This window comes from Pseudoalteromonas sp. B62, from assembly GCF_037162565.1.
GTDB classification, from domain to species: Bacteria; Pseudomonadota; Gammaproteobacteria; order Enterobacterales; family Alteromonadaceae; genus Pseudoalteromonas; species Pseudoalteromonas fuliginea.
Genome location: NZ_JARLVB010000001.1, coordinates 902,124 through 927,719 on the forward strand (window position 1 = coordinate 902,124; position 25,596 = coordinate 927,719).

Below are 25,596 nucleotides of genomic sequence, written 5' to 3' on the forward strand. Positions count from 1 at the left end.
TATTTCAATTGAAAAATTTTTGAATGAATAATACTGCAACTTCAAGTTCCAGTATTATTCATGATTTGGGTATCCGATTGGCTTCATTGTAACGATACTCGCTTTGTGAGTAGTTATGCGTATTGCTGATCTCAAATTGGCTTTGCTGCGCTAAATAAGATCGACCTGCAGCCAAGCCTAATTTATGATCAAAACGTAAATCGTTATTTGAACTACCTAATAATTTGCTATGCAGTTTTTCGTCTGCAAAAATTTGTATTATTTCCACATCACTTGGTGGATTTGCAATAAACTCAAGCTCATCTAAATACGCTTTTTCGTGCTGTATTAAGTAGTCCAATGTTTTTGGACAATAACCTGATGCAATAGCAAATGTTCTTAGCTTTTGCACCCATGCAGATTGCGCTTGAAAATTAGCGTCAACCGTTCTTATTACAACAATTTTACGTGCACCTCGGTTGTAAGCTTCACGCACGGGAAGTGGTGCGGCTAAACCGCCGTCTAGATAAAAATCGCTCTGTGCTTGTTCTTCAACAAGATGTGTTTCATTCGCTGCTTTTGCGTTTAACCAAGGTGTTAGCTTTACACCTTGTTTGTATAAAAACGGCAGTGCGCTAGAAGCCTTTAACAAATCACGCCATTGACCACTATCACCAGTTGGCGATAAGTAATAAGCTTTTCTGTCTCGTGCATTTGTAGCTGTTATAAGTAGTTCACGCTCACCTAAACTAGTTTTAGCTGTTTTGAAATCTATAGCTCTGTTTACTTCAGTGGTTTTGTCAAAGTACCAATCTAAATCAACTATATGCTTACCCACTAATCCGCGACCAAGCTGAAAAAAACGCTTATTACGCGAAAGCCCTCTGATCAGGCGTTTAGCGTAGCCTTTTTGACGCGCTAAGTAGCTAGTTAAGTTTTGCGAACCCGCTGAAGTGCCAATAAATAAATCAAAAGGGTCATAGCTTTGTTCTAACCACGCATCAAGTACGCCCGCTGTGAAGATCCCTCGCTGCCCGCCACCTTCAGCAACCAGTGCAACTTTTGGTTGCGCTGTTTTGTTAACTGAATTAGCTGTTGCGGTGTTTAGAGAGTTCACGGTGTACCTGCCTTTAATTTTATGATGTCTGGTTTAATAGCTACATTATAAAAAACAAAAGTGATATCTTAAAATTGATTGTTTAAATCAGTTCGATTGAAAAAACAGAACGGTATATAAAGCAAAATATGTACTAAAAATAGCAATCAAATTTACTTTGAATATTTAAATAACAAATACAGACATCACTTAAAGTTAATAAAATGAGTAAACTAATTTAACTTTTAATGATGTCTGTATGTTAACAAGCCCAGAATGTACGCTTGCTTAACTAACTATATATTAGTGCTTTATTTCCATTAAAATTTCGAGTGCACGGTGGCGTTTTTCACTATCGAATACATCATTGGTAAATATAAACTCATCTACTTCTAGCTGTTTCGCTATCATCTCTAACTTGTGTTTAATACTTACATGTCCGCCTACTACGCTTAGGCTTAAAAAGTTCTCTACATGAGCGCGTTCTTGTTCGCTCCATAACCCGTCCATACTTTCAACGGGTGGTTTTAACCACAGCTCGTTACCGCGTATAAGTTCGAGCACACGTTGCTTAGAAGTAGTCGACAAATATTGCGCTTCATCGTCGGTATCTGCAGCCACTAAAGGCAGTGCAAGCATGACGTATGGCTTATCAAGTACGCTTGATGCTTTAAATTCACGCTTATACAGCGCTATTGCCTCGTGCACAAAACGCGGTGCAAAATGCCCTGCAAATACATACGGTAACCCTTTTTGCGCCGCTAACTGCGCGCTAAATAAACTCGAGCCTAATAGCCAAATAGGCACGTTTGTGTTCTCCCCCGGTATAGCACGTACAGGGTGTGTACCATTGTAAGGACCTAACAATGTTTGCAGCTCAGTTACTTCACCTGGAAAGTTTTCTGCGCGGCTCATATCGTTATTTAGTGCACGACTTGTTACAGGATCGCTACCTGGTGCACGCCCTAACCCTAAATCTATTCGCCCTGGATATAAGCTCTCTAACGTACCAAATTGTTCAGCAACAACTAATGGGGAGTGGTTTGGCAGCATAATACCGCCCGATCCAACGCGTATCTTTTTGGTATTACCTGCAATATGGCCAACCAAAATTGAAGTGGCCGCACAAATTATACCTGGCATATTATGATGCTCAGCAAGCCAAAAACGGTTAAAGCCAAGCTCATCAGCACGTTGAGCGTATTTAGTACTTTTATGAAGAGTGTTAGTTACGCTGTCCCCTTTGATCATGGGGGCAAGTTCTAATAACGAAAAAGGAATGGAATTTAACAAAATAGCAGCTCCTAAAAATGCATGCTAACAATGTATTACATCATTAGCATAAAACACTTAAATGGGTCTGCTATTAGGTCAATTCAAGTTACGCAGTGGTATTAGAGCAAAATAGGTATATGTTATTTTGCTCTAAGGTATTCAGGCAAGCTGTGCATCACGTTGGCGCTGCATTTTATAGCCTTCTGAATCCACGCCTTTTTTCCAATATCCTGAGGAAACAATATTACCGCGCGGTATATTAAATTGCTCTGTTAACAATGTTTTTGCCCTACGAACAAGCCCAGCTTCCAATGCCATAAATACAATGGGAGGCTCTGCTGTAATGTGCAAATTTTGAAGCGCGCTAAGTAGCGCCTCGTCAGCGTTGTCGGTAACAAGCCAATTAACATCGCGGCTTGTTTCTAAATCAATAATATCTTTTTCGGTGGGTACATGTACAAAGGCATCAATTTTTGAAATTAAAGGTAATTGCTGCACATACCCTTTTATTGCATTTACCGATGTTAAATCGCCGAGCAATACATAATGCGAATGCGCATAATTATCTAGCTTTTTAGGGCCAGGACCTGCAATACCTAACTCGTCGCCTACTTTTGCAATTTTAGCCCAGTCAGTTGCCGGACCTTGGTGCATATTTATCACAAAATCAAGTGTTAGCGAGCCTGTTTGTGCATCTACATGCCTTATTGTATATGACCGTATACAGGCTGTTTTTAAGTTAAAATCTACTTCACCATCTTTTGGAAATAGTACTTTTACATAGTTACCAATGTACTGTGAGGTTAAGTCGTTAAAATCTTCAGAGCCTACAACAATGCGCTGTAAATGCGGTGTGATTTGCTCTGTACTTAATACGTTGGCTTTGCGAACTTGTTTACTCATGTATTACCTCGTTTTACAAAACTTAGACTTTAATACCAACCTGCTATAAAAAGCAGGCATTGCACAACGCCCCATTGGTTGATAAAATCAACTATAACAAGTTAATTGACTTTGTCAACTATATTGAGAGTTCTATGAATACACCTTTATCAAATACGCTGTTTGAATTAATGCAAAATTACCGTGTAACAATTCGTGAAGCAATTAACGCAGGCGAACTGGGTATTAATGCTATGCACGTACGCTGCATGCATATTATCGCGAACGTAAATAACTGTACGGCTAACGATATTGTTACTAAAACGCAGCGCGATAAAGCGCAAATAGCACGTTTAATTAAAGATCTTATTAGCTTAAATTTAATTAATAAACAGGCGAGTGAGCATGATAAACGCTGCTTTATTTTATCGCTCACAGAGCAAGGTAAAGTTCTTTTTGATAAGTTATTAGCCTCAGAGCAAAAAATAAATAATCAAATGTGTAAAAACTTAAACCCTCAACAAATCAAAGACTTTTTAGATACCGCACAACAAATGATCAAAAACATGGATTGATCAGCCATACATTCTTGGCATAACTTACACAAAACGCATATACTGTACACTTATACAGTATATGCGTTTTAGGTTGTGTTATGTTTGTCATTCCCATTTATATAGAAGCAGGCGTGTGTGGTTTTGAATCACCCGCAGCGCAATACACCGAGCTAGGTGTAACCCTTGATGAGCTTTTAATAAAGCATCCAGATGCTACGTTTATTGGTATTGCATCGGGTAACTCTATGCAAGAAGTCGGAATTTTTGAAGGTGACTTATTAGTTATCGACCGTGCAGAGCCGGTAAAAAATGGTGACGTTATTGTTGCTAACTTAAATGGTCTTTTTGTATGCAAACTGCTTGATAAAACCAATGCGCGGCTGCTTTCAGCTTCCTCTTTACATAAGCCTGTACAACTAACCTCTGCAGACGAGTTTCAGCTCGAAGGCGTAGTAACGCTATCGATAAGAATGCACAGGCAAAGCCCAGAGTTACTAAAATGTATGCCTTAGTTGATGCTGTGTCATTTTATGCCAGTGCCGAAAAAGTATTCGACCCTGCTATTCGATCCAAACCCGTGGTTGTACTTACTAATAACGATGGCTGTGTATGCGCTATTTGCCCTATTGCTCGGCGCTTAAATATTCCTAAATTTGGCCCGTACTTTAAAGTTAAGCATTTACTTGAGCAAAACAACGTTGTTATTCGTTCTAGCAATTACGAGCTTTATGCTGATTTAAGCGACAAGATGATGAATATTATTGGCCGCTTTTGCGATACACAACACATATACAGTATTGATGAATCGTTTTTGCACTTTAATGGCTACACATCATTAATTAAAGACTGGCACGAATACGGCCATACAATAAGGCGCACAGTGTGGCGCGAAACGAAGCTTCCTGTAGGTGTAGGTTTTGGCCCAACCCCTACTTTAGCAAAAGCCGCTAACCACGCCGCTAAAAAACTCAGTGGTTTTAATGGTGTAGCAGTCATAAATAGCGAACAAACTCGCCAAGCTATTTTACAGAGAATGAGCTGCGAAGATGTATGGGGAATAGGCCGGCGACTAGCTAAAAAGCTTAAAATAATGAATATACACACCGCCTGGGATCTTGCTCAGCAAAACCCTAAAGCAATGCGCCGTGCATTTAGTGTGGTTGTTGAACGTACAGTAAGCGAGCTTAACGGGATAACATGTTTAAACTGGGATGATGTACGACAAGACAAGCGGGAAATTTATTCGACCCGTAGTTTTGGAGAGCGCATATGTGAGCCAACAGCCCTTAAAACGGCGCTAATTAACCATGTAACCACAGTGGCTAATAAACTAAGAGCGCAACGTTCGCTCACTCACCAGCTTTATATTTTTGCAGCCAGTGGCGCGCACGAAAATAGATATTATAAAAAGTCGTTTGTGTATAAGTTCCCCTCACCCACTAACGATACCTGCGTGATGGCTAATGCTGTATCTGAGGTATTTGATCAAATATACCAACCTGCAGTTAGGTTTTACAAGTGTGGTGTAGGCGCTTTAGAACTTACGTCACAGCAATTTCAACAAAGTGATTTGTTTAACCAACGTACTGACAACCCACAATTAATGAGTTGCCTAGATGCTATAAATACACGGTATGGGAAAGGAATGCTTAGTTTAGCTAGTAGTAAATTAAATGACCGGTGGCACATGAACCGTGATTTTTTGTCGCCGCAGTACACCACGCGTTGGCGCGATATCCCTAAAATATACTGCGAATGATTTGCTACTTACTACTTACTAGATGCTTTGTTTACTTTCATCTGCTTTTTTAAATGTGCACTCTACACTGGGTTTGCTCAATGTGTACTTTAGTGTGTTATCAGCTAAAAATTGGATGCTTTGGCTAATTGTTTTTTCGTTTATTGCATCTTCACAACGGCTCATTCTTAAACCGTTTTCAAGGCCATCACTTTTATATTTAAGTGTGCTGGTTATAAAACAAAAGTTTGGTTTTTTAATGGTTCGGGTACCATTGTGGAGCGATCCAAATATAATTTGCTTACCTAGTTTAAAACCCGCACTTGCATCACTTTCATCTGTCAAACTCAAATTACTATTAACACATAATCCAGAATTAGCCGACACAACTTCGTAGGCTCCCAATTTTGACTTTAAAAGCGGTATAAATCGTGTTTTATTACTCGGCTCAGAAAAAGCATTTGCACTTGTAAAAGCGACAGTTAATAAAGCGAGTGTTAAATATTTCATTTCGTGGGTGTATCCTCGTGAGTCAGCGTGTTAAATAATAGCAAAATGCCTAATCACTTAGCTTTTATAACTTTTAACAACTATAACAGAGATTTACTATAAAAGGAGAGAAGTCGTATTCAGGAACCAAGGCGTGAGCAGCTAGCGGAAGCTTTGCTCGACTATTACTTATTCTTACATGTGTAAGCCAGTAAGGTAACGCAGAAGCAATTACCGAGCTCACTAGGTTACACACCTCGTGCCGCGATTAAATCCCTCTAGATTAAATACGTTTAAATCAACAAAGATTCCTCCTAGATACTGCATTACAAACCATTTTGCTGTTAAGTACTTTAGTTAATACGTACTTAAACAACAAAACGATTTATATCAATGCGCTTACTTGTAAGGAGACATTGGACTCATTAAATTGTTTAGGTAGTACAAAAATTACTGTTTATTTTATTGCCAATACTTTGCAAATAATAAAGGGTAGCTTTGCTTTAAAAACTTAGGTTTGTCTTTAAAACGTTTACCTTTGGGTTCATCGCTGCCTGATGGAATAAACGGCAATTCGTCTTCGCTGCGTTCTTCAAATAATAAACCGGCTATTAAATCATACTCATCAATGTACGGATAAGGCTGCTCGTTCAAGTAATAAACAGGTGTACACTGCGCTATCGAGTCAGCATTTTCTAAGGCGTTTTCAAATACTGTTTTACCGCGAGAAATTAACCAACATCTAAACTCGCTAAAACCGTAATCGTCGTTACACCCAGCCATCACAAAGGCAGCGCCAAACAAATCCCAGGTAAAGCATTTGCGCATATGTATGCCAAAGTGCTTATCAAAATCAATAAGGTGTTGATCGCTTAAATCATTAAGTTTAGTTTTTAGGTTATCGCTCACACTTTGCGGATCGAGCCCTAAATCAGGCGTGGTTACTAATTCCCAAAAAGCCTGTTCTGTTAACGCTGCCATTATAAAATCTCTTTTACTCGGCCAACTTGACCATCTTCTAAACGTACTTTAATACCGTGCGGGTGATTAGGTGATTTTGTTAAAAGACGCTCAACAACACCTTCGGTTAATGTACCGCTGCGTTGATCTTCTTTTAATACAATATTTACTGTTATGCCTGGTGAAATTTGCGAACGCGTAGGAACGGCCATAATTGAAACCTTTAAAGTAATTTATGTAATTATAAACATCACTGTGCTGTCAAACCAACTAAACCACTATTAATTGGCGAAAAATAAGATATGTGCTGGTTTTGCGTCCAACTTAATACTCGTAAGCTCTTTGAGTATTATATTTGTTAATTCGTCAAGCTGCGGTGTTGCACTTTCAAGAGCTATATCATCATTAAAAAAGCACTGCACTTTTAACGTGTTTGTTTCGTTATTTAAATCCACTGAATGCGTTAAATAGTGAAAGCCAAATACGGTTTCTTTTATTGTTTCACACGCAATAGTCAATACTGAGCGGATTTGCTTATCGCGTTGTTTTTGAGTTTTAGTCATAAATGTACTAGCGCTACTTATTTAGTCTGGGCTTGCTGCTGCTTTTTAAACTCTTCGTAATTAGAGTCCTGTTTATTTAAGCATTCGTAATATTCTTTATCCGCTTTATAGTTGCACTCATCAAGACGTGCAGATTGAACTTCGTGAAAACGTGCATCAGAGCTGCAACCAGCCAAAATACAAAATCCGATAATAAGTAATGCGCTGTTTTTTAGTTTATTGATAAACATTAAATTTCCTTACACTTTCGATATCGAAAAAGCGTTAAAATATTATTGTATATTAGCGTCCTAAAATTTTAATTTTCAAAGGTTCTACTATTATTTTTATGTAGCGATGCTAACAATTGCCAGCTAACGACATAAATACTCTATCAGTCCTCAAAATCTTGTTTCCGCGCTTCTGACAATGCTGATGCTAGTAACCCGGTCGGTACAGCAACAATACCAAGACCTATTGTTAGAATAAAGAATGTAAATATTTTCCCTCCGACAGTAACCGGATACATATCGCCATACCCAACCGTAGTTAAAGTTGTTACGGACCACCAAAGAGAATGAAATACAGAACTAAATTGTTCTGGTTGAGCATCACTTTCGCAGTAGTAAATACCTACAGCAGATAAATAAAGCATAATAGCAGCAACAAAACCAAAAAGAATTAGTTCTTCTTTAGCTATTACTAACGCTCTATGAAAACGTTTAATTGCTTGATTATATTTAAATAACTTTAAAATTCTAACTAGCCTTAAGAGCCTAAAAATACGAATAGATCGTAAGTCATAACCAGTAGATAGGTAAAAAGGGAGGATAGCTAATAAATCAATTAAACCATAAAAACTAAAAATAAATTTTAACTTTTTTTAGCTACCAAACATCTTAGTATGTACTCAAAAGAAAAGATAACGACTGTAATTATTTCAACAAGATAAAGAATCCATTTTAAATTTTCAGATAAATTAGGTAATGTATCGATAGAAAAAGTAACAAGTGAAACTATAATTAAGAATTGAATTAGTAAAGCGAAAACCTTTCCTCGTAATGTATTAGTATTATCTAATAAATCTGTAAAAAAATCTTTTCCTACCACCGCTACATCCTTTAGACAAGTTTCAAGTTAGCAGTTTAACATAAATCGTTATTAAAATTCTATCAACATGATTTTATTAAATAATTAATAAGAGTAATTTAATCTCCTTCATTATTAGCAAGTTCGCTATTACTTGAGTTTTCGAAAGAAACGACGTTATCGACCTTCATGCTAAAGGCATCAAAAAATGCGTTTTTTAGTACAGAAATAACAGCTTGGAAAGTCGAAACATCCGTATTATCTAGTTGACCTTCAATAGGAATGCGTGCAGCAACAAGTTTAGATTCATCGTTTTCGAGTATAGAGCCGAGTAAATCAACACTGCCTTCAAATATGGCAGTAAATATGCCGTCATCATCTTTTTCTATATCTTCGCGCCAAGAAAATACACTAAGGTTTTGAACACCCGCTTTTACATAACCATTTAAGTTATTATCTTTAGCCACAAGTTCCATTGCGCCATCAATGCCCCCCGCTTCAATATCAAACGGTGTATACACTTTAAATACAGTGTCGAGATTTTTAACTGAGAAGCGCTGTACCTCTGCGTTAAAATCAAAATTAGCGTGCTTGCTAAAAGGGTCTAATTTGCCATTAAGCCTTAATGCCGCCTCCCCCATTAACGCACCTTCTACGTTTAGAGTAGTCACAAGTGTTTTTGATAGGTTTTGCGCATTAGTTATGTTTTCAATTCTGGCATTAATATTTGATATAAAAGTGGGTTTTTCACCCTGACTAGTTGCATTAACTAGGGACAACTTACCTTGTTCGATAGTTAAGGTATCGATTGAGAACAACACTAAATCGTTGGCAAGTCCGATCCAAGTTGTTTCATCTTTTACACGTTGATTTTGCTCTGCTGCGTTTGGGTTTTTATCATAAATAACAATTTCGGGGCGCATAAAAGCCATATTTGTTACCAGATTCCCTTTTAAAAGCGCCGACCATGCAAGTGAAAAATCAAGTGTTTTTACCGCAAGTAAAGGTCTAGGTGCTGTGGTTGCGTTAGTAGCGTAAATTTCTACATCGTCAATGGCATAAGCGCCACGATATAAAAACAAATCTACATCACCTATATGTCCCGTAATACCTTGCGTATGTTTTAGCTGGTAATTTACATACTGCTGCACTGCATAAGGCGCAGCTATTCTGAGGGTAATTAGCAGTAATACAATTACGACAAGAAAGCTGAACCATTTACGGTGTAATGAATTTAAAAATGAACGCATTGTAATTTCCTTTATTTCCACCTACAAAGCAGTATTTTAAACATGTAAAAACTACGCAATTTTGTAATAGCAGTACATATAATGCGAGTAAAATACGTATTCTATAAGGTTTGTTGTAGTTAGCTGGTTAACATGGGAATTACAGCAAATGATGTACCAGTTTATAAAGCCCGATTTATAAACTGGTAAAGCAGGTTAAATAAAAAGGGTTAGCAAATTGCTAACCCTGAAAAATAAAATTTACTAACAATGTTTACTCATCATCAATAATAATGCGTAACATGCGGCGCAATGGCTCTGCGGCGCCCCATAAGAGCTGATCTCCCACTGTAAACGCGCTTATGTATTTAGGGCCCATGGCTAATTTACGAATACGGCCAACAGGAATACTTAATGTCCCCGTTACTTTAACTGGGGTTAAGTCAGTAGCGCTAATTTCGCGCTCATTTGGAATAACTTTAACCCATTCATTATGCGAGGCTAAAATTTCTTCAATTTTGTCTACGCTAATATCTTCACGTAGTTTAATGGTCATTGCTTGGCTATGACAGCGCATTGCACCAATACGTACACATAAACCATCAATTGGCACTGGTTGCTTAGAAGAGCCTAAAATTTTATTGGCTTCAACCTGCGCTTTCCATTCTTCTTTAGACTGACCGCTTGGCATAGGTACGTCAATCCACGGAATTAAACTGCCTGCTAATGGCACACCAAACTGGTCTTGTGGCAAATCACTTGAAGCCATTTTTTCGCTTACTATCTTATCAATTTCTAAAATAGCAGAGCTTGGGTTATCTAGTTTATCTGCGACACTTGCATGAATAGCGCCCATTTGTGCAATAAGCTCTTTCATATTTCGTGCACCGGCGCCCGACGCCGCTTGGTAAGTCATTGGGCTTACCCATTCAATTAGGTCTTGCTCAAATAAACCACCTAATGCAAGTAGCATTAGCGATACTGTACAGTTACCGCCCACAAACGTTTTAACGCCTTGCGCTAAGCCTTGTTCAATAACATCTTTGTTTACAGGATCCAGCACTATAATGCTATCGTCACTCATTCGAAGTGCTGAAGCGGCATCAATCCAGTAGCCATCCCAACCAGATTCTCTAAGTTTTGGATATACGGAATTGGTGTAATCGCCGCCTTGGCAAGTAACAATAATATCCATTTTAGCAAGTTCGCTAATGTCACTTGCATCAAGCAATGGTTTTGCATCGCCTGCAATGTCCGGTCCTAACTGACCCGCTTGCGAGGTGGTGAAGAAGGTAGTGTCGATATGGGCAAAATCACTTTGTTGCTGCATACGTTCTAATAACACGGAGCCTACCATGCCACGCCAACCGACTAATCCTACTTTTTTCATTGTTTTTTCCACTGTTTTGTTCATAAAAGATGCCTTAATACATTAAAAATTAAATTCATTGCGTGAGATTTAATTTTCATTAACGTCAAAATAACACCACCAGCCCCCTAAAACTAGTGAATAAAGTAGAACTCAAATTTTTTTCATAGTGTAAAAAATGCAAAGGCATGCAGTGCTTATTTTAAACTTTAATAAAAGCTTAACCTTGTTGAAACTTATATTTACCACGCTTAATAGACACATTGAATAAAGATGTTTTGTGTAATTCTACATTCAACTAAAGGAAAAGATAATGAAGACATTCACTCTTGCTCTACTTACTTTAAGTTCAGTATCACTTAATGTATTTGCAGATACTACGCTTTCAGCAAGCACAATAACGCTAAAAGAAAATGAAAAAGTATCCTTTGAGCGCGCAGAAATAAATATGGAACAGCAACAAGGTATATTGGTAAATACTGCAACAACCTATTACGCACCACAGGTTTGGATAAATGGGCGCTTAGAGCTGTTTTTTGTGGGTTCTACAAATGGAAATCAATTTTGTGAAGAGCGTGGTCACAATCAAGAAATTTCTGGAAGCACAATTACCTGCGGAGAGGATGAAAGCGCCTACGGAGACTTCGATTGGTATAACCAATCATGGGGCATGAAAAGTACTGGTAGTAAAAACCAATGTTATCAGCTCTATGCAACTATAAAGTGCAAATAGAAAAAATATTGACACAAAAAAGCCCCGTTAAATAACGGGGCTAATCGGTAACTATGGTTATTATAATTCCCTTCCTTGGGCAAAGCTATGCGTTAAAATTGATACTTATACTCAACCGAAAACTCAGTTCCTTTTTCCTTAGAACGAGTTAATACTCCATCCGCTTCAATTTTTTGATCTTGGCCTAAAATATTCAACACTTTAAACTTAATGCTCGAATTGAAATCAGGGAAGTAAGTATAGTTTAAGTCTACAGAATGAAATGGCTGCTCCATCCAATCCTCTTGACCTTCAATACCCGGTATAATGATACGTTCACCAAATACATTATAAATAATTGTCGCAGCATGCTCTCCACTTGGCGCATCGTAGCCTAACTGCATATTTACCACGTATTTAGAGTGTCCGGTTAAACGTCTCTTTGTATTTGTTACAGCAGCTGAAACCCCTGTTTGATCCACAATTGCTTGTCGATCTAACTTTATTTCAGAATCACTTAATGTAACATTACCACTTAAAAAGATATCTTGGCCGATACCACCTAAAAAAGTAAAATCTTTTAGGTAATCAAATTCAATGCCTGCTACATAACCTTCCTCAGCATTCGCTATTCGTACTAATGGAGGACCGTCTTGAGAAGGTGATTGCACTGATTCAATAGGGTCAGTCATATCTTTATAAAATAAACCTACTGAAAAGTTTTCACCTGTATCGTAGTAATTTTCCCATCGGAAATCATAGTTTTTGATTTGTGTTGTACGCAGGCCCGGTGTTCCCCCTACTGGATATTCTGTAAGTGGATCAATATATGTTGATTCTGAAATCTCACGTAAATCAGGCCGTACAACTGTTTCACCATAGCTTAAACGATATTGGGTTTCATCATCATAAACATATGTAAATGCTAACGCACCATAAACATCATCTTCTTGAAAAGCTAAATCTGCAAGCTCGTCGTACTCAATTGATGAGTCAAGACCCCCTGTAAATGGATCTAAAGGGACAGACACTTGCCTAAAGTCTTCCCAACGAATACCACCACTTATACGCCATTTATTATTAAAGAAAAAATCTGCTTCAAAATAATAAGCATCCGTTTTTTGAGCCGACCTATAATCATCACCGGAAACAGTCGTATCATTTAAAATAGGTAAATTAAGCTGAGCATTAGCAATTACATCATCAGATAAAATGCTGTTTAATTTATTGCCATTTAAATCTACACCGCTAAAGGCACGCGTATTAATGTCAAAACGACGATTAGACGCTGAGCGTTCTTTTGATATAAAATCAGCACCTGATTTTAATTCAATATCAACGCCATCAAGCATAATAGGGAACGTGAAGTTAAACCCGTAATTCTCTACTTCATCATTTAAATCTTGATACGTATAGCGTGCTGCCGTTGTTGCATTAGTTAAAGCGATTTCATTTTGAACATCATAATTACCATCTTCGTTTTCATCAGTAACAATAAATCGCGTTGTTAAGTTACCTGGTGCATAACGATTTGAACGACCATTAGAGTATTTCCAATCAAAGCCTGCAAAGTTTAACCAATCAAACGTATGCGTGCCTTTAATCTGATTTACAATTAACTCACGCTCTTCGTAGCTAATATCGTAAGAACGAATGCGTTTGTTATCCGATTGATTGTTGTTCTCATCAATACCTAACCGGTCTCTAACTTTGTCTTCAGTATCACGAAGTATCAGCGAACTAATATCAATACGATGAGACTTATCGTACTCAATACCAAAATTAAACATCCCAGAAAGCTTTACGTTATGCTCACTAGAGGTCACTTTGTCATAACCTCGCGTAAGCGCAGCAGTAGACTCCCCTAGACGGAAATCTTGCCCTTGGTATTCTTCACCTACAAAATATTTATTATCGTAACTTACAGCAGATAAAAACCCATAACGCCAATCACCTGACTCAAAGCTATTACCCAGTGTTACAGTAAATTTAGTATTTGGGTCTAAACTTGTTTCAGTTGGGTCATAATCTCTATTTAAATCAAGTGCTAATGCACGACTTTGCTCAGGTGTAACATCATCAATTGATTGACCTGATTTATAAATAGCTTTAATCGAATCGGGCATTTCACGTGTGCCGTCATCAAAACCATACCAATCATCAGAACCGCCATTGTATTCAAGGCCATCATCAAAATTGTTGCTGTTGTAACCTAACTGACCTGTAACATCAAAAACAAACTGATTCGGAATACTTTTTAATCTTATATCTACATTACCACCACCAAATGAAGCTGGCATTGATGGTGAATAAGATTTTTGTACTGATAAGCTCTCGATTATACCTGCTGGAAATAAATCCAAAGGGATAACTGAACGTGTTGGATCAGGACTTGGCACAGCAGCACTATTTAATTGCGTACTCGAATAGCGCTCGCCTAAACCCCGTACATATATAAACTTACCGTCAACTAATGTAAGACCCGTTACACGGCGCAAAGCGCCCGCAGCATCGCTGTCACCACTACGGGATATTTGCTCTGCTCCCATGATATCGGCAACAAATGCTTGTTGCTTACGCTCTTCAAGTACAGCCGTTGCAGTGCCTTTTAAACGACTAGCACTAACCACAACTTCTTCGAGTACAGCTTCATCATCAACTTCAGCAGCATTAACTGACATGCTTAGACTACATAAAATTGCGGTACTTAAAGCTGATAAACTAAAATGTTTGGAAAATTGTTTCATGTTTACCTCTATCTGATATAAAACAGAAAGTTATAAAAAGGTGTTAAACAAATTTAACACCTGTTCTTACTGTGTTATTCCAGACCTACAGTCCAACCAGCGGTCCAATCATTAGTACTTGAAACTGCACCTATATGGTCAGTAGTATCAAAGAAGCTATCGATTGCCTTTACGTCTGTTGGAACTGTTGTATCTATTGTAAAAATACCATTTACAACATCAGGTTGTCCTGTTGCAACTAGATTACCTAAGGTTGTCGTCCACCAGTTTTGCGTATCAAAAGTAACGCCACTTGGGTCTTTAAAGTTTTCTGAGCAAGCAATAACTGAAGACTTAATCAATAAAGTTCCGTCGTTGGCATTATTCACTGTTTCGCTTTCAGTAAATAACGGGGTTCCAGAGTCATCTTTTGCAATACCTTCAATTTCTAAACACTCACCCATCCCTACTGGACCGGTAACAATAGTGTTATAGATTTGAGCGCCTGTGCCTTCACGGAAATACATACCTTCACTATCATCTTCACCATCAAAGGTATTACCTATGATAGTTAAGTTAGCAATAGTCGGATTTGATTTAGGTAATTCTGACGGTGATTTACCATCGTTATCTGATTCAATTCCACGGTTTGCATCCGAATTATCAGCAGCTTGCTTTACAAGTACATGTTGTAATTTACCTTGGAATCCATTATCCCAGTCAATACTGTCATCTTGAATACTTGTAAGCACAACGTATTTTGCTTGAACGTTACCACCAAAAAACTCTATTCCATCATCTGCATTTTGGTGAACCTGTAAGTATTCAACGGTTGTACCAGAGCCAACACCGCCAAAAGTAATACCGTTTATTTCATTACCCGGTGAAAGTAAGTAGCCACCATTCATTACGCGAACATAACGCAAAGTACCTGAGTTATCAGTCGTCTCTGTACCACCAAATACCGCTCCACTTTCTACGCCTTCTACTTGAAGAGCACAATCACCAGTATCTGGGCATTTATTAGACGGGGCATTACCAAGAAGCACTAAACCACCCCATTGTCCTGCAGCTGTTGCTTCGCCAGCTACATCTTGACTAGATGTAAACGAAATAGGCTTATCTTTTGTGCCGTTAGCTTCTATTTTAGAATCACGACCAACAACTAAATAATCTTTACCGTTTCTACCATAAACGGTAACACCAGGTTCAATTGTCAAAGTAGCTGAGTCTGTTTTATCACCCCCAACGAATACAGCGCCGTCAAGTGCATAAAGGTTACCAGCGGTTAGTGTTAAATCAGCTGTAATACGACCCGATATTTCACACGTTGTCGTTGTGCCATCACCTGGTGAAATTGAAGTTGTTCCTGTAGGGCAACCTGCAACGGCTTCAGGTGCGGTAACAATTCCGCCACCATAACCAAATGCCCAGCCTTCACGCCAATCATCAGAATCATTCAATGCACCCGCAAAATCAACTGTGTCGAAAAATGCGTCAACGGTATTAGCAACATCCTGACCAGCACCTAACAAAGGAGAGCCGGCAATAGGCTGACCATTAACACCTAGCATAGGTTTGTCATTAATAACGTTACCAGATTGCGCCGTAAACCACCCTTCTAACGCTAAAAGTACTGAACCATCTGCACCTTTAGGGTCTTTAAAGTTTTCACCATTAGTACAAGACATAAAAGTGTTTTGCATTAATATAGTGCCATCGTTAGCATTATTTACTGTTTCGCTATCAGAAAATAAAGCCGTGCCATCATCAGCCAATGCAATACCTTCAAGCTCTAAACACTCACCCATTTCATCAGAGCCTGTGATCACTGAGTTGTATAGGTGTAAACCGGTGCCTTCACGTAAGTAAATACCTTCAGCATCGTCTTCACCATTAAAGTTATTACCAACAATAGTTAAATTAGAAATCATAGGCAACGATTTTGGATCTTTAGAAGGGATTTTACCGTCGTTATCAGCTTCAATTCCTCGGTTTGCATCAGTAGAGTTTTTATCTTGCTCGACGTAAACAAACTGCATTTTTCCTTGGAAGCCATTATCCCAGTCAATGCTATCATCATCGATACTTGTTAAAACAACGTGTTTTAAATTAACCGCGCCACCAAAAAATTCAACGCCATCATCCGCATTATTATGAACTTGTAAGTAATCAACTGTTGTACCAGAGCCTACCGCACCAAATGTAATGCCGTTTAACTCATTACCAACAGAAAGTTCAAAACCCGCATTTTTAACGACTACGTATTTAAGAGTACCTGAACTATCAGTGTTATCAGTACCGCCAAACACAGCACCAGACTCAACACCTTCTACTTGAAGTGCACAATCGCCTTCAGCAGGACATTTATTTGAAATACCATTGCCTAATAACACCATACCGCCCCATTGACCTGCAGCAGTTGTTTCACCTAAAACATCTTGCTTAGATGTAAAGATAATTGGGTCGTTTTTAGTTCCTGACGCTTCAATTTTTGAGTCGCGACTAACAACAATGTAATCGCCTCCATTATTACCAAAGACGACAGCGCCTGGCTCAATAGTAAGCGTTGCACTTTCTGATTTATCTTTACCAACAAAAACAGCGCCATCAAGTGCCCAAATTGCATCAGTTGAAAGTGTTGTATCTTGTGTTATTACACCAGAAAGAACCTGAACAGTAACAGAACGACCTAAGGCAGTAGATACCTCAGTTGATAAACTTTGGCTAAATGTACCGGGTAACTCTTCAGCTGTTGGTGGTGTTGGATTTGTAGGTGAAGTTGGTTGTTCAACCGTTTCTTCAACATTTAGATTTATATCACCGCCACAGCCGGCTAATGTAATTGCAGTAGCCACAAGGCTGACCTTGAATAAGTCAGATAATTTCATTGTTCACTCCGTTAAAGTATTTAATTATTTTGTTAGCGCTTTATTAAACTCAAGTCACCTTAAGGCACTTTTTAATGCATTAAGGTCACTTGAGTTCTTAGCTGCGACTACCTTACGGGAGCTGTATGACAGAGCCGTTACACTTTAATAAACATAAGATGACAAAGTTATTCTCATAAATTTCAAATGGTTAATTAAAAAAACAAAAAAACCGCCAAAAATAAATTTAAGGCGGTTTGCATAGTGCGATTATGAAGTAGCTTGACGTGTATACCTGTTACCAAATAATCACGCTAGTTAAAAGTTAAAGTAACGCTGTTCTGAGTGTTTCTGCATGTACTTTTTCACGCTTCACATATTTGATCCATTGCTGTGCTAAACGCTGTGACTTTTTATGCTTTTGGGCTTGTTCAAACGCTAAAATTGATGCATCAAAATTTTGTAAATTGTACTGCGCCATTCCCAAAGCAACAAAAGCGTTTGATTCAAAATCAAGGTCACCTTTATCAAGCGCTTTACGCGCAGCATCGGCAGCTTCTTCAAACTGCTCAGTATTTACATACACTTCGGCTAAACGTTGGTCGTACTTACCACTTGGCGATAAATCAGCCGCCTTAGCAAAATACGTGATTGATTTTTTATCTTCTTTTGCCTGGATCATCGCCTCAGCAACAAAAGCATAATTTTTTGCAGTTTGCTCTGCAATTCCAGCATCTATAGCTTTACTCATAACAGTGGCGGCTTTATACGCTAAGCCATTATATAAATACACCTGAGCCAATTGGCGTAAATCAGATTTAGAGGTTAAAAAACCTTGCTGATACGCGGCTTCAATAACACTAAGCTGTTGCCTTTCTTTCCCTAATTCACCATACATACCCGATAACTGAACCCAGTATTCAGGTTTGTTGTAAAGCTTTACCATACGTTCCAATACATCAACCACTTTATCTGTTTGGTTAAGCGAGTAATACATTGCACGCTGTAAAACTAGCCAATTTTCTTTAGGTGTTTTACCTTCACTATCGCTTAGAGTAATTGCTTGGGTAATATAATTAAGGCCTTGCTTAAAATCTTTTAACTGATAATAGGTTTGTGCTCGCAATACATAATAACCATCAGTAATCGGTTTAGTATTAATAGCATCCCATTGGTCTAAAAATGCAATCACTTTTTCATAGTCACTATTAGCCATTGCCAATTGAGCTAAACTGAACGTCGTGCTCACACGCAGTGATTCTGGGATACCTTCCTCAGCAACTACTTTTTCAAACGCTGCAATAGCTTTTGGTAAGTCATTTTCATTGTAATATATGAAACCATAAAAATTATGCATCATCGCAATTTCGTACGAGTTCATACTCGATGAGCGCTCATTTATGCTATCAAGTGCTTCAAGTCCTGCCTTAACATCGCCATCATCGGCGAGCTTTTGTGCACGTGCCAGCTGGCTGTATACTTTTTCACGTAAAGCTGGCACACGTTTAGTTTTTTGCTCTTGCGCCGCATTGGCTGTAGCTACATCTACACTGGGTAAAATGCTCAGTGCACTAGGAGTAATAATACTTGTACTTATCGCTGCGGTACAAAACAGTGTTAATTTTAAAAGTTTTGCCACAGGTTGTAATGTTGTCATTGATTTCATAATCGCCTCGCTTTTCGAACCATTTACTCGTAGGTTTAATTAATCGCTAAATTAACCACTGATCTGGAAAGAAATTTTGTTCTGAACACCCGCAACTTCAACAGCTTCGCCATTAACTACGCGAGGTTTGTATTTAAATTTAAGGGCTGCATCCATTGCAGCTTTATCAAATAGTGACTCAGGCTCTGCTTTTAAAACGTGGGGCTCACGCACAGTACCTTGTTTAGTTACAGTGAATTCAACAATAACGTAACCCTCAATACCACGTGACAATGCACGGCGCGGGTAAACTGGAGCCACTTTTACTATCGGTAAATATTCGCCATCACTTGAGTCCAGCGATAAGCCACCTGATAAATTGACATCCGCATCAACATTGGCACCAAAGTCAAAGTTGTTAGCATTTGCATTAGCATCACTACTTTGCATTTGCGGTGACTCCATTGGTGGAGGCGGTTCTTTTGGTGTGGGTGGCTTTTGTGGTTTACGTTCTTTTTTTGTACGCTTTCTTCTTTTTTAAGCCTTACAAAATCAAGTACGTTCCCTTTAGCGGGTTCACTCATCGCTCCATCGCCGCCAGTTATAAGTGCTTGCATGCCTAAAAAAAGCATGAAAGTCACTACACTAGCTATAATTAATGCTACTAAATAACGCATTGCTAACCCTTATGCTTCTTGAGCTGCAATCGACACATCAAACACACCTGCGGCACGTGCTGCATCCATTACCTTTATCAATGTATCTGTTGTAGATTTTTTGTCTGCCTGAATTACAACACTGCCTTGAGGATTTTCAGCTTTTAAACGCTCAATGTTTGCTTGAACAGCTCGTATATCAATTTGACGTTTATTGATCCAAATCTCACCTTTGTCTGAAATAGCCACTAATATGTTTGCACGTTCCTTTTTTACAGCTGTTGCAGCTTCTGGACGATTTACATCAATACCAGCTTCTTTGACAAACGATGCTGTCACAATAAAGAAAATAAGCATTATAAAAACAACATCTAACATAGGTGTCATGTTTATTTCTTCTGCTTCATCTTCTTGCATTAAATTACCTAAAGGGGCTCTCATTTTTATTCTCCTAGGATAAGCGAACTTGTAAGGCGCTTATCAAAATTTATTTAATGGTCTAACACCATGCTGTCTTCAAGAAGCTCTACTTCGCGCTTAGCTTTACGTTGTAAGTACGTTGAGGCAAACACTCCTGATAACGCACCTACCATACCTGCCATTGTTGGAATAGTTGCTTTAGATACACCTGACGCCATTGAGCGAGCACTACCGGTACCTGTAATTGCCATAACATCAAATACTTCTATCATTCCGGTTACCGTCCCTAATAAACCGAGTAGCGGGCATAACGCCACCATCACATTAATTAAAGGCAAATTGGTATTAAGGCGCATACTTGCTCGCGAGATCATAGCTTGACGTATTTGTTCAGCATTCCAGCTATTACGCTCATCACGAATAGTCCATGTGCTTTTAACACCTTTTTTATAACTGCGAAAACCATTGAAAAAGTAAATAAATCGCTCGAGTATCAATAACCACATCGCGAAGATTAACACCCCGATGACCAACAGGACTTGGCCACCGGTGTCGAGAAAATCACGGATAGCATTGATTGAATCAATCAATAGCACCATGGTTTATGCTCCTTCTCGCTTCGCTCTGCGATAATACCTGCGCTCTGCTCTTGTAAAATAAGCAGTAACCCTTTTGAACGTGTATTAAGCAGCGTATATATGAACACAGTAGGAATCGCGACAACTAAACCTAGGACCGTTGTTACTAGTGCTTGTGAAATACCACCCGCCATGAGTTTTGGGTCGCCTGTGCCAAATAAAGTAATTGCTTGGAAAGTATTAATCATACCGGTTACCGTACCTAATAAACCCAATAACGGTGCAACAACAGAGATGATTTTAATGAGAGTAAGGTTACGTGTTATTTTTGGCATTTCACGTAGAATAGCTTCGCTTAATTTTAGTTCAAGCGTGTCGTAGGCCACATTTGGATAGTCGTCTTTTACTTTCATAACACGACCCAGTGGATTGTCATCTCGCGCTACATTATCTTTTAGTTGACGACGAATTTTGCCACCAACAAGTAATAAAGATACAAAGCGTTCTATCGCAATCAACAGTGCAAGTAAACCTACACCTAAAATAACATAACCAACCGCACCACCTTGGTGTACTTGCTCAGCAGTATCTGGGGCTTGTACTAATAAACCTAAAATTGAACCGCCTGTTGGGTCAAGTGCAAACTGAACTGCACCACTTTTAGCATTTTGTAGATCACTCGCTGTTGCGGTAAAACGTGAAACAGGCTGACGAGTAAGTTCACTTAACGTGTTTGTACCTGGATTGTACTCTAAGTATTTACCATTTGAGATTAAATTAAATGCACCAACACGAAGTACTTCTTGCTCTGCCTTGTTACCACCTTCGACTATGACGGTGGTATTAAAGCGACTTACTTTGCCCTGCTCAGTCATTTCACGTTGTAATTCGTACCATACTTTTTCAATATCTTCGATTGATGCAAGTTTAGACGTCGACCCCATTTTTTGTGCTAACTCATCCATAAATGCGCTGCGACCAGGGATTTGCGCCGATACGACAGATGTCGCAAATTTATTACTCGAATCACCAGCAACCTGCTGTAATACACCAAATAGTTCTTTAAGTGAGCCCATACGCTTTGATAAGGTATCCGTTAAATTGGCTAATTTAACTTCATTTTCTTCAAACTGCGTTTCCAGTCGCTCTGACTCAACAAGCATTTGATTACGTTTTGCTTGTGTGTTTTTTAACATTTGCACTTGTTCATTTTGACGCGTTGCAAACGCTTGCTCTCGTTGTTGGTTTTGTACGCTTTGGGCTGATTTACCCTCTTCTAACGTTTTAAGTAATGAATCAAGGTTCATTGGCTCAGCGGCTAAACTCGAACCGGTAAAGCTAAGGCTTGCAACGAATAAAGCCATTTTTGTCATTTGAGTAAACAATTTCATTTTCAACCTCTTATTCTGCTGCGTGAACTGGCAGAGTTAGCATATCTGGGGCAAGTTGTTTACGCGCTATGCGCAAACCTTTGTTAATTTGACTTATTGTCGAATCAGGAAGTGCTGCAAACGATTTCGTTTCTATATTCCAGCTACCTGCTTGTTTGCCATCACGTGTTAAGTAAATAAGTTCTAAACGGCCTATGCGTAAGAAATCAACTTCACGTTCTTTGCCACTAACTTCTAACAAAGCGGTGTACGCTTCGATTGTACGGCCGTAATCAACTTCGATTTGGTACGCTTCGAGAACACGACGAAACTTTTCGCTTGAAGTAATATCAGCACGATCCATCATCGTTTTTAAAGACGTTAAACGTTTTGCACGTTCATCTTGTAAAAATGGCACATCAAGAGATATGAACTGTTCAAGACCAGTGATCATGCGCATCATTAAAGGTGTTATTTGACGTTCAATAATCGAAACCTGATCCATTGATAAATTCAATGATTCCATTTCTTCGATTTGATTATTTAATTGCTTAGTTAGCTGAGAGTTGTAAACAGCTAAGCCGTCAATTTCTTTATTTAGGGTTTTAAATTGCTGTAAACGTCCCTGCATTGAATCTGCAATCTTGTCTATTTTTGTTTGTGATTGCGCAGCGGATATATTAATTTCACTGCTTTTATCAATAATCTTATTTAAATCGTTTGCCTGTACTGCTGCACTTGCGGCCACAATACCAGCTAAGATTAATGGTTTAACGCCTTTCATCGCATACACCTTCACTCGTTAATTAGCAGATTTGCTAGTTTATTTTTCAAGGCCAAAAACTTTGTTAGACAAATAATTTATGGCTTGAGATTTCCAATGAGCAGAAGTTTATAGATAAAACATGACAGGGATGTTGCGCAAAAAAGTCTATTTTATGACAACTGAAACAATTAAGACTTAAAAGGAAGGAGTGAGTATTTGTTGAGCAAACACTCACAATAAAGAGATAAATTAATCTAACAGTTTAATAATTTGATTATACGTGTGGCGCCAGTCTTTATAATTAATCTCAATTGAATACAGCTTATCCTCACGAAGAAATACTAAAGATGGGAATCCATGAATAGGTAAACTCCGTGTATATTGTAATTCAGCTTTGAGTTCATTATTAACTTCATCTGATAGGAAAGCGACGGTAAATTCATTTTTATTTAAACCTATTTGTTCAGCTAAACAAATTAAAACGCTATCATCTGACGGGTTTTGTGCATTTAAATAATAAGCATGTTGAATTGCTTCGATCATTTCACTTTCTTTATTTTTTTTCGTGCAATTAATGCAGCTCTACATGCTGGGTATGTTGAACGTCTTGGTTGGTTTTTCTGCCAAAATTCGAAATTAAATTGTGTACCTAATTCGCTCTCTATTTTATGCCATATACTTTCAAGCCGCTCTTTCATATTTTGCGTCATTGCAGTTTGGCTATCAGGGGCTAAACCACCTACTTTATATTCAACCGTCAGTTTATTTTCAAGCTCAGCTTTTAATTTAAGCCAGGTTGGTGTGTAGCCCCAACACCAGCTGCACATTGGGTCATGGATATAAATAAGTTTACATTGATTCATATTAATCCTTAATCTTTTGTAGAAACAACCTTGTTACGACCAAGCGCTTTGGCGTTATAAAGATACTCATCAGCTTGTTTTAGCGCACTATTATAATCGCCTACTTTATCAACTTGTACCACACCAATACTACAGGTAAGTGATATTTGTAGGTTATCTTCAGCTAATAACACTTGTGCTGCTACGTGTTCACGAAAACGGTTAGCAATATCAACAGCATTCGCACTTGTTTCTTTTGGTAAAATAACAACAAATTCTTCACCGCCGTACCGTGCTTTTACTGCTGATGTAGGAAATTGTGATTCGAGTATTTTGGTAAATTCAATTAACACAATATCACCAAAATCATGGCCGTACGTATCGTTAAGTCGTTTAAAATGATCTAAATCCAGTAATAATAATGAAAATGGAAGGTATTCATTCGGTCGACTATCAACAAGCTTTAAAAAATGAGAAGTAATAAAGCGTCTATTAGCAATCCCTGTAAGTTGATCGGTATAAGCATCTTGTTTTTGTTCCAGTGTAATATCAGCAATTGCCATATGACTTCGATACCTAAAAAACTCACCAATAAATGAGAATATGTACACTAAGGTAAACGATGCTATAAATCGTGTTTTTTCAATATCACCATAAACAACTTGACCGAAATTTGGACCATATAAAATGGCGATACAACACAGTAATAAAGTTAAACCTAGCCATGTGCCCAGTCTTACACCTAGAGAAGAAAAGGTAACAACAGGATAAAACATGAGCCAATACAATGCAGTATTTTCTTTTCCTCCAGTATAAGTAAGGACAATACACAATATAAAAACAATACTCATACAAATTAATGCGACAGTTTCTAATTCCCCAGTTTTTATAAAGTAAAACATACTACAAATAATGGTTACATTAACTGCAATTAATGCACTTGTTAATATTGGTGAGTAAACATCATAATTCAAAAAATTAGAATGCTAATAACAACAATAGATATAGCAATCATAGTGAATAAAGAAAACGCTTGACGTTGTTTGTCAGAACTATAAACACTGTCAATGTTAATTAAGTTTAGCTCAGCTTTGTTTGTTAGAAATTTTATTCACCATTGTTTTATTACTTTAAATACTTTATGAGAGTTGTTAAATGCCTTGTATTTCAATAAGAATACGTCGACAAGGAGGGTTTTCACTCGTCATCATACTGGTATAAGGTAAAGCGAAAGCCATTTTTAATTTTTCTTCAACTTATTTATACGTATAGCCTATCAAAAATAAAACCGCTTCATCATTTAGTAAAAATAACTGACTAAATTTATTCACATACATGTAATTAATCGAATACGGCTAAAATACGAAAGCTTAAATGCATAACGCTGCAATAGTCACCTTGCTATAAAGTTCAGGCTTAGCGGACATAAATGCATTATTTTTATATTCGTTAGCCTGTTAATTTTAGCAAAATTTAGAAAGTTTTCTTACTTAATAACCCCTGTAAGCTGCGATTTCGTTAAAAATAAGAGTAAAGGACTAACTGACAGAACGTAGATTTTCTGTGCGATGAGTTAAACATAAAATTGGAACGTTCTACAAAGTAACGGCTTGATTAGTAATTGAATACGTATTCAATCACTAAAAACATTGTGCATGAAGGGATGAATGTACGTTAACTAAATAAGGTTTAATCACTGCAAAGGAGTATTTACCATGGTCGGCTTATTTTCAGGCAGACCTATGTGGTGTCGTTATTTCCCGTAAATAACCGAGAATACAGTGTAGACGTCAAACATGCGCAGCG

At 38.0% G+C, this 25,596-nt stretch carries 23 protein-coding genes and 3 pseudogenes; 4 read left to right on the top strand and 22 right to left on the bottom strand.

The window, feature by feature from the left end:
- Nucleotides 1-58: 58 nt before the first annotated feature.
- The 3 genes from P4S71_RS03910 to P4S71_RS03920 all read right to left on the bottom strand — a co-directional run bounded on the left by P4S71_RS03910 (nt 59) and on the right by P4S71_RS03920 (nt 3,253).
- Nucleotides 59-1,096 carry a patatin-like phospholipase family protein gene (locus tag P4S71_RS03910; RefSeq protein ID WP_337150132.1) on the bottom strand — a complete coding sequence of 346 codons (1,038 nt, stop codon included), beginning with the start codon at nt 1,094-1,096 and terminating at the stop codon, nt 59-61.
- A 282-nt stretch (nt 1,097-1,378) separates the two neighbouring features.
- Nucleotides 1,379-2,368: an LLM class flavin-dependent oxidoreductase gene (locus tag P4S71_RS03915; protein WP_337150133.1), complete on the bottom strand. Its 990-nt coding sequence runs from the start codon at nt 2,366-2,368 to the stop codon at nt 1,379-1,381.
- A 141-nt stretch (nt 2,369-2,509) separates the two neighbouring features.
- Nucleotides 2,510-3,253 (bottom strand): siderophore-interacting protein, encoded by a 744-nt coding sequence (locus tag P4S71_RS03920; protein WP_337150134.1) that lies wholly within the window; start codon nt 3,251-3,253, stop codon nt 2,510-2,512.
- Between the two features lie 134 nt (nt 3,254-3,387).
- Between P4S71_RS03920 and P4S71_RS03925 the strand changes: the two genes are divergently transcribed.
- The 3 genes from P4S71_RS03925 (at nt 3,388) to P4S71_RS03935 (ending at nt 5,548) form a co-directional block, all read left to right on the top strand.
- Nucleotides 3,388-3,807 (top strand): MarR family winged helix-turn-helix transcriptional regulator, encoded by a 420-nt coding sequence (locus tag P4S71_RS03925; protein ID WP_337150135.1) that lies wholly within the window; start codon nt 3,388-3,390, stop codon nt 3,805-3,807.
- A gap of 80 nt (nt 3,808-3,887) precedes the next feature.
- Nucleotides 3,888-4,301 (top strand): S24 family peptidase, encoded by a 414-nt coding sequence (locus P4S71_RS03930; RefSeq protein WP_007377584.1) that lies wholly within the window; start codon nt 3,888-3,890, stop codon nt 4,299-4,301.
- Nucleotides 4,289-5,548: a Y-family DNA polymerase gene (locus P4S71_RS03935; RefSeq protein ID WP_008139018.1), complete on the top strand. Its 1,260-nt coding sequence runs from the start codon at nt 4,289-4,291 to the stop codon at nt 5,546-5,548. Before P4S71_RS03930 ends, P4S71_RS03935 begins: the two co-directional genes overlap by 13 nt.
- A gap of 18 nt (nt 5,549-5,566) precedes the next feature.
- Here the strand turns inward: P4S71_RS03935 and P4S71_RS03940 are convergent, their stop codons facing one another.
- The 9 genes from P4S71_RS03940 to asd all read right to left on the bottom strand — a co-directional run bounded on the left by P4S71_RS03940 (nt 5,567) and on the right by asd (nt 11,250).
- Nucleotides 5,567-6,037, bottom strand: a complete 471-nt coding sequence (locus P4S71_RS03940) for a hypothetical protein (RefSeq protein WP_149606767.1) — start codon at nt 6,035-6,037, stop codon at nt 5,567-5,569.
- Between the two features lie 441 nt (nt 6,038-6,478).
- Nucleotides 6,479-6,997 (bottom strand): DUF4240 domain-containing protein, encoded by a 519-nt coding sequence (locus P4S71_RS03945; protein ID WP_007377587.1) that lies wholly within the window; start codon nt 6,995-6,997, stop codon nt 6,479-6,481.
- Nucleotides 6,997-7,188 (bottom strand): YwbE family protein, encoded by a 192-nt coding sequence (locus P4S71_RS03950; protein ID WP_007377588.1) that lies wholly within the window; start codon nt 7,186-7,188, stop codon nt 6,997-6,999. Before P4S71_RS03950 ends, P4S71_RS03945 begins: the two co-directional genes overlap by 1 nt.
- Nucleotides 7,189-7,257: 69 nt before the next feature.
- The gene (locus tag P4S71_RS03955; protein WP_337150136.1) at nt 7,258-7,539 is read right to left on the bottom strand and encodes a hypothetical protein; all 282 of its coding nucleotides are present in this window, start codon (nt 7,537-7,539) and stop codon (nt 7,258-7,260) included.
- Nucleotides 7,540-7,556: 17 nt separating this feature from the next.
- On the bottom strand, nt 7,557-7,769 hold the full coding sequence (locus P4S71_RS03960; protein ID WP_007377590.1) for a hypothetical protein: 213 nt from the start codon (nt 7,767-7,769) through the stop codon (nt 7,557-7,559).
- A gap of 143 nt (nt 7,770-7,912) precedes the next feature.
- Nucleotides 7,913-8,386: an ion transporter gene (locus P4S71_RS03965; protein WP_337150173.1), complete on the bottom strand. Its 474-nt coding sequence runs from the start codon at nt 8,384-8,386 to the stop codon at nt 7,913-7,915.
- Between the two features lie 5 nt (nt 8,387-8,391).
- Nucleotides 8,392-8,628 carry a hypothetical protein gene (locus P4S71_RS03970; protein WP_337150137.1) on the bottom strand — a complete coding sequence of 79 codons (237 nt, stop codon included), beginning with the start codon at nt 8,626-8,628 and terminating at the stop codon, nt 8,392-8,394.
- A 98-nt stretch (nt 8,629-8,726) separates the two neighbouring features.
- Nucleotides 8,727-9,857: a DUF748 domain-containing protein gene (locus tag P4S71_RS03975; RefSeq protein ID WP_337150138.1), complete on the bottom strand. Its 1,131-nt coding sequence runs from the start codon at nt 9,855-9,857 to the stop codon at nt 8,727-8,729.
- A gap of 253 nt (nt 9,858-10,110) precedes the next feature.
- Nucleotides 10,111-11,250, bottom strand: a complete 1,140-nt coding sequence (gene asd / locus P4S71_RS03980) for an aspartate-semialdehyde dehydrogenase (RefSeq protein ID WP_008139027.1) — start codon at nt 11,248-11,250, stop codon at nt 10,111-10,113.
- Nucleotides 11,251-11,518: 268 nt separating this feature from the next.
- Between asd and P4S71_RS03985 the strand changes: the two genes are divergently transcribed.
- Nucleotides 11,519-11,938: a hypothetical protein gene (locus P4S71_RS03985; protein ID WP_007377594.1), complete on the top strand. Its 420-nt coding sequence runs from the start codon at nt 11,519-11,521 to the stop codon at nt 11,936-11,938.
- Between the two features lie 92 nt (nt 11,939-12,030).
- Here P4S71_RS03985 and P4S71_RS03990 read toward each other — a convergent pair whose 3' ends face one another.
- The 10 genes and pseudogenes from P4S71_RS03990 to P4S71_RS04035 form a co-directional block, all read right to left on the bottom strand.
- Nucleotides 12,031-14,664 carry a TonB-dependent receptor domain-containing protein gene (locus tag P4S71_RS03990; protein ID WP_007377595.1) on the bottom strand — a complete coding sequence of 878 codons (2,634 nt, stop codon included), beginning with the start codon at nt 14,662-14,664 and terminating at the stop codon, nt 12,031-12,033.
- Nucleotides 14,665-14,738: 74 nt separating this feature from the next.
- On the bottom strand, nt 14,739-17,534 hold the full coding sequence (locus P4S71_RS03995; protein WP_337150139.1) for a hypothetical protein: 2,796 nt from the start codon (nt 17,532-17,534) through the stop codon (nt 14,739-14,741).
- Between the two features lie 304 nt (nt 17,535-17,838).
- A complete protein-coding gene (locus tag P4S71_RS04000; RefSeq protein WP_337150140.1) occupies nt 17,839-19,179 on the bottom strand; it encodes a tetratricopeptide repeat protein in 1,341 nt (446 codons plus the stop codon).
- Between the two features lie 51 nt (nt 19,180-19,230).
- Nucleotides 19,231-19,835 (bottom strand): annotated as a pseudogene (locus P4S71_RS04005) (energy transducer TonB).
- A gap of 9 nt (nt 19,836-19,844) precedes the next feature.
- Entirely contained in the window at nt 19,845-20,255 is a 411-nt protein-coding gene (locus P4S71_RS04010) for an ExbD/TolR family protein (protein WP_007377599.1), read from the bottom strand.
- A gap of 50 nt (nt 20,256-20,305) precedes the next feature.
- Entirely contained in the window at nt 20,306-20,833 is a 528-nt protein-coding gene (locus P4S71_RS04015) for a MotA/TolQ/ExbB proton channel family protein (RefSeq protein WP_007377600.1), read from the bottom strand.
- A complete protein-coding gene (locus P4S71_RS04020) occupies nt 20,821-22,203 on the bottom strand; it encodes a MotA/TolQ/ExbB proton channel family protein (RefSeq protein ID WP_337150141.1) in 1,383 nt (460 codons plus the stop codon). Before P4S71_RS04020 ends, P4S71_RS04015 begins: the two co-directional genes overlap by 13 nt.
- A gap of 10 nt (nt 22,204-22,213) precedes the next feature.
- On the bottom strand, nt 22,214-22,966 hold the full coding sequence (locus tag P4S71_RS04025) for a DUF3450 domain-containing protein (RefSeq protein WP_337150142.1): 753 nt from the start codon (nt 22,964-22,966) through the stop codon (nt 22,214-22,216).
- A gap of 231 nt (nt 22,967-23,197) precedes the next feature.
- Nucleotides 23,198-23,811, bottom strand: a pseudogene (locus P4S71_RS04030) (DsbA family protein).
- Nucleotides 23,812-23,819: 8 nt separating this feature from the next.
- Nucleotides 23,820-24,805 (bottom strand): annotated as a pseudogene (locus P4S71_RS04035) (GGDEF domain-containing protein).
- Nucleotides 24,806-25,596 lie beyond the last annotated feature (791 nt).

What these genes read in the sequence shown, in the direction of transcription:
- P4S71_RS03920 (WP_337150134.1), bottom strand. Translation starts at nt 3,253, where the DNA reads ATGAGTAAACAAGTTCGCAAAGCCAACGTATTAAGTACAGAGCAAATC.
- P4S71_RS03925 (WP_337150135.1), top strand. Translation starts at nt 3,388, where the DNA reads ATGAATACACCTTTATCAAATACGCTGTTTGAATTAATGCAAAATTAC.
- P4S71_RS03930 (WP_007377584.1), top strand. Translation starts at nt 3,888, where the DNA reads ATGTTTGTCATTCCCATTTATATAGAAGCAGGCGTGTGTGGTTTTGAA.
- P4S71_RS03935 (WP_008139018.1), top strand. Translation starts at nt 4,289, where the DNA reads ATGTATGCCTTAGTTGATGCTGTGTCATTTTATGCCAGTGCCGAAAAA.
- P4S71_RS03940 (WP_149606767.1), bottom strand. Translation starts at nt 6,037, where the DNA reads ATGAAATATTTAACACTCGCTTTATTAACTGTCGCTTTTACAAGTGCA.
- P4S71_RS03945 (WP_007377587.1), bottom strand. Translation starts at nt 6,997, where the DNA reads ATGGCAGCGTTAACAGAACAGGCTTTTTGGGAATTAGTAACCACGCCT.
- P4S71_RS03950 (WP_007377588.1), bottom strand. Translation starts at nt 7,188, where the DNA reads ATGGCCGTTCCTACGCGTTCGCAAATTTCACCAGGCATAACAGTAAAT.
- P4S71_RS03955 (WP_337150136.1), bottom strand. Translation starts at nt 7,539, where the DNA reads ATGACTAAAACTCAAAAACAACGCGATAAGCAAATCCGCTCAGTATTG.
- P4S71_RS03960 (WP_007377590.1), bottom strand. Translation starts at nt 7,769, where the DNA reads ATGTTTATCAATAAACTAAAAAACAGCGCATTACTTATTATCGGATTT.
- P4S71_RS03975 (WP_337150138.1), bottom strand. Translation starts at nt 9,857, where the DNA reads ATGCGTTCATTTTTAAATTCATTACACCGTAAATGGTTCAGCTTTCTT.
- asd (WP_008139027.1), bottom strand. Translation starts at nt 11,250, where the DNA reads ATGAACAAAACAGTGGAAAAAACAATGAAAAAAGTAGGATTAGTCGGT.
- P4S71_RS03985 (WP_007377594.1), top strand. Translation starts at nt 11,519, where the DNA reads ATGAAGACATTCACTCTTGCTCTACTTACTTTAAGTTCAGTATCACTT.
- P4S71_RS03990 (WP_007377595.1), bottom strand. Translation starts at nt 14,664, where the DNA reads ATGAAACAATTTTCCAAACATTTTAGTTTATCAGCTTTAAGTACCGCA.
- P4S71_RS03995 (WP_337150139.1), bottom strand. Translation starts at nt 17,534, where the DNA reads ATGAAATTATCTGACTTATTCAAGGTCAGCCTTGTGGCTACTGCAATT.
- P4S71_RS04000 (WP_337150140.1), bottom strand. Translation starts at nt 19,179, where the DNA reads ATGAAATCAATGACAACATTACAACCTGTGGCAAAACTTTTAAAATTA.
- P4S71_RS04010 (WP_007377599.1), bottom strand. Translation starts at nt 20,255, where the DNA reads ATGAGAGCCCCTTTAGGTAATTTAATGCAAGAAGATGAAGCAGAAGAA.
- P4S71_RS04015 (WP_007377600.1), bottom strand. Translation starts at nt 20,833, where the DNA reads ATGGTGCTATTGATTGATTCAATCAATGCTATCCGTGATTTTCTCGAC.
- P4S71_RS04020 (WP_337150141.1), bottom strand. Translation starts at nt 22,203, where the DNA reads ATGAAATTGTTTACTCAAATGACAAAAATGGCTTTATTCGTTGCAAGC.
- P4S71_RS04025 (WP_337150142.1), bottom strand. Translation starts at nt 22,966, where the DNA reads ATGAAAGGCGTTAAACCATTAATCTTAGCTGGTATTGTGGCCGCAAGT.